The sequence below is a fragment of the Stenotrophomonas sp. GD03777 genome, from assembly GCF_029842485.1.
Taxonomy (GTDB): domain Bacteria; phylum Pseudomonadota; class Gammaproteobacteria; order Xanthomonadales; family Xanthomonadaceae; genus Stenotrophomonas; species Stenotrophomonas sepilia.
In genome coordinates this window covers 1-3,567 of sequence record NZ_JAOCGL010000194.1, presented here as the reverse complement: position 1 = coordinate 3,567, position 3,567 = coordinate 1, and the positions used below count along the sequence as shown (strand labels likewise).

Annotated in this window: 4 protein-coding genes; 3 read left to right on the top strand and 1 reads right to left on the bottom strand. The window is 66.1% G+C overall.

The annotated features are described in order from the left end of the window. The coding region (locus N5E02_RS20530; RefSeq protein ID WP_279946702.1) for a YaiI/YqxD family protein at window positions 1-405 on the bottom strand (405 nt) is incomplete at its 3' end. A gap of 302 nt (window positions 406-707) precedes the next feature. On the opposite strand from N5E02_RS20530, the gene N5E02_RS20525 reads away from it, so the two are divergent. From N5E02_RS20525 to N5E02_RS20515, 3 genes are all read left to right on the top strand, one after another. Continuing rightward, window positions 708-917, top strand: a complete 210-nt coding sequence (locus N5E02_RS20525; protein ID WP_005416210.1) for a cold-shock protein — start codon at window positions 708-710, stop codon at window positions 915-917. Between the two features lie 187 nt (window positions 918-1,104). Continuing rightward, window positions 1,105-1,794, top strand: coding sequence for a glutathione S-transferase (locus tag N5E02_RS20520; RefSeq protein ID WP_065195926.1), 690 nt, complete (start codon window positions 1,105-1,107; stop codon window positions 1,792-1,794). A 32-nt stretch (window positions 1,795-1,826) separates the two neighbouring features. Next, on the top strand, window positions 1,827-3,392 hold the full coding sequence (locus N5E02_RS20515; RefSeq protein ID WP_065195927.1) for a protein adenylyltransferase SelO: 1,566 nt from the start codon (window positions 1,827-1,829) through the stop codon (window positions 3,390-3,392). The last annotated feature ends 175 nt before the right edge of the window (window positions 3,393-3,567 follow it).

Below are 3,567 nucleotides of genomic sequence, written 5' to 3'. Positions count from 1 at the left end.
GCCGGTCTGGACCCCGGCGCCGCGCAGTTCCTCCATGAAATTGCGCATCGACAGCCGCTCGGCCATGTTGTTCGGGGTGTACAGCTGGCCGCGCGGGTTCAGCGCCACGGCCCTCTTCTCCAGCACCAGCGCAGCCAGCGGGATGTCCTGGGTGACGACCAGGTCTCCGGCGGCGACCCGCTCGACGATGGCGCTGTCGGCCACGTCCAGGCCCTGCGGTACCTGGATCGAGCGCAGCCAGCGCGACGGCGGGGTGCGGATCCACTGGTTGGCGACCAGGGTCAGCTCGATCCCGACCCGTTCGGCGGCCCGGAACAGGATGTCGCGAATGACGGTGGGGCAGGCGTCCGCGTCCACCCAGATGCGGGGAGACGCGTGTTCAGCGGGGATTTCAGCTTCAGTCATTTACCCAGTGTAGGGTAGGAAAAACCTGAATGGGGGCTCGGGGTTAGCCGCGATTGGCTGCCAACCCTTGTCACGCCTAGCGGGTGACGTGTTCCCATGAACGTCGGGACTATCGCTTTTTGCAGAAAACACGCGTATCGTGCGACCCACTGTGTTTGCTAGGGTCACCGTGAATCGTGGCCTGGTGCAGTTGATCTCACGATCCGCTCATCGATCCGCTTTACCAACGCCTGCAACTCAGTCTCGGCCCCGATACCCGGTGGCTGCGATTTTTTTCAACATGTGTTTCAGGAGTTAGTAAAATGTCTGAACGTCAGACCGGCACCGTCAAGTGGTTCAACGACGCCAAGGGCTTCGGCTTCATCACCCCGGAAAGCGGCCCGGACCTGTTCGTGCACTTCCGCGCGATCCAGGGCACCGGCTTCAAGACCCTGCAGGAAGGCCAGAAGGTTACCTTCATCGCCGTCCAGGGTCAGAAGGGTATGCAGGCTGACCAGGTGCAGGCGGTCTAATCCGTCTGCTACCGTTGGGTAGCCAGAACGCCGGAGGCGAGAGCTTCCGGCGTTTTTTATTGCCCGCTGTTTTTTGTAGAAATCGAGCCACGCTCGACTGTTCTCAAGGACAGTGGAGCAGGGCTCGACTCTACAAAGGGCATGCAGCCGGCGCGGTAGGATGGCGGCCTTCCCAAGGATCGTCCCCATGCGCATCGTTCATCACCTGGAAAACTCCCGTTCCCTGCGCGTGCTGTGGATGCTGGAGGAGTTGGGGCTGGACTACGAACTGCGCCGCTATCCGCGCGATCCGAAGACGCTGCTGGCGCCGCCGGAACTGCGCAACGTGCATCCGCTCGGCAAGTCGCCGGTGCTGCAGGATGGCGAGCTGGTACTGGCCGAGTCCGGGGCGATCCTCGACTATCTCGCTGACCGTTACGACACGCAGCGCCAGCTGTCGCCGTCACCGATGCCGGCCGACGGCACCGAACGCATCGCGTACCGCTACTGGCTGCACTATGCCGAAGGCTCGGCGATGCCGCCGCTGCTGCTGACCCTGGTGATGGGCCGCATCCGTAATGCGACCATGCCATTCTTCGCACGCCCGATTGCACGCAGCATTGCCGACAAGGCCGAGCGGGGCTTCGTTGGGCCGCAGCGGCGCCTGCACCTGGACTGGATGGAGCGCCGCCTGGCCGAAAGCCCATGGTTTGCCGGCGAGCGCTTCAGTGCGGCCGACATCCAGATGAGCTTCCCGATCCAGGCTGCTGCCGCGCGCGGTGGCGGTCTCGACGGCAAGCCGGCACTGCGTGGCTTCCTCAAGCGCATCAGCGAGCGGCCTGCTTACCAGCGCGCCGAGGCCCACGGTGGCCATCTGCAGGCGCTCAGCGGCAATTGAGGCCGGCGGCGGTCGCCCCCACCTCCAGAGTCATGGATACCGACAGCCCCCGTTTCGACAACCGCCTGCTGCATGCCCTGCCGGGTGACCCCGAATCCGGCCCGCGCAGGCGCGAAGTGCTGGGTGCCGCCTGGTCGCCCGTGATGCCGACCCCGGTGACGGCGCCCACGCTGTTGGCCTGGGCGCCGGACGTCGCCGAAATGCTTGGCTTCAATACCGCTGAAGTCGAAAGCGAAGGTTTCGCGCAGGTGTTCGGCGGCAATACGCTGTACGCCGGCATGCAGCCGTGGGCAGCCAACTACGGTGGCCATCAGTTCGGTCACTGGGCCGGCCAGCTCGGCGACGGGCGTGCGATCTCGCTGGGTGAGCTGGTGGCACCCGATGGCCGCCACTGGGAGCTGCAGCTGAAGGGGGCCGGGCCGACGCCGTACTCGCGCGGTGCCGATGGACGGGCAGTGCTGCGCTCGTCGATCCGCGAGTTCCTGTGCAGCGAAGCGATGCACCACCTGGGCGTGCCGACCACGCGCGCGTTGTCGCTGGTCGGTACCGGCGAGGAGGTGGTGCGCGACATGTTCTATGACGGCCACCCGCGTGCCGAGCCTGGTGCCATCGTGTGCCGGGTCTCGCCGTCGTTCCTGCGTTTCGGTTCGTTCGAGCTGCCGGCCTCGCGTGGCGAGACTGCCTTGCTGCAACAGCTGGTGGACACCTGCATCGCACGTGATTTCCCCGGGCTGGAGGGGCAGGGCGAGGCACGGTACGGCGACTGGTTCGCGCAGATCGCGGTGCGCACCGCCGAGATGATCGCGCACTGGATGCGTGTCGGCTTCGTACATGGCGTGATGAACACCGACAACCTGTCCGTGCTCGGTCTCACACTGGATTACGGCCCCTATGGCTGGGTCGAGGATTTCGATCCGGACTGGACGCCGAACACCACCGACGCCCAGGGGCGCCGCTACCGCTTCGGCACCCAGCCGCAGGTGGCGTACTGGAACCTGAGCCGATTGGCCCAGGCGCTGTCGCCGCTGTTCGCCGATGTCGCACCGCTGCAGGTGGGCCTGGCGGCCTTCCAGTCCACCTTCGTGGCCTGCACGCGTCGCGATGCCGCGGCAAAGCTGGGGCTGGCCGCGGCCGACGATGACGACCTGCAGCTCTACCAGCGCTGGCAGCAGCTGATGCAGGAGGGTGCCATGGACATGACTCTGGCCTGGCGCGCACTGATGCGCATCGACCCGTCGGCAACGGACGCTACGGTTCTGGACGCGGTGTACTACGACGAGGCGCGGCGACAGGCAGTGCAGGCACCGTTGCAGCACTGGCTGCAGGACTACGCGGAGCGCCTGCGCAGCGATCCGCTGCCGGCCAGCGAACGCGTGGCGAAGATGACGGCGGCCAACCCGCTGTACGTGCTGCGCAACTGGTTGGCGCAGGAAGCGATCGACCGCGCAGAGCAGGGTGACCTCGGCGGTGTGCATGCGCTGCAGGACGTGCTGCGAGACCCATACACCGAGCGCGCAGGGCTCGAGCACTTCGCTGGCAAGCGCCCGGCGTGGGCCGACAACCGCGCCGGTTGCTCGATGCTGTCCTGCAGTTCCTGAGGGTGGGTTTCGGCAGGGCTGCGCCCTGCACCCGCAGAGGCAAGGGCCGAATCCAAAGCCAAAGCCAAAGCCAAAGCCAAAGCCAAAGCCAAAGCGGCTCTGGATTGTTGATGGTCTGGCGGGGCGGTGTGGCGCTGCAGGACACGCCGTAAACCCCCAAACCGGCCCAGCCGCT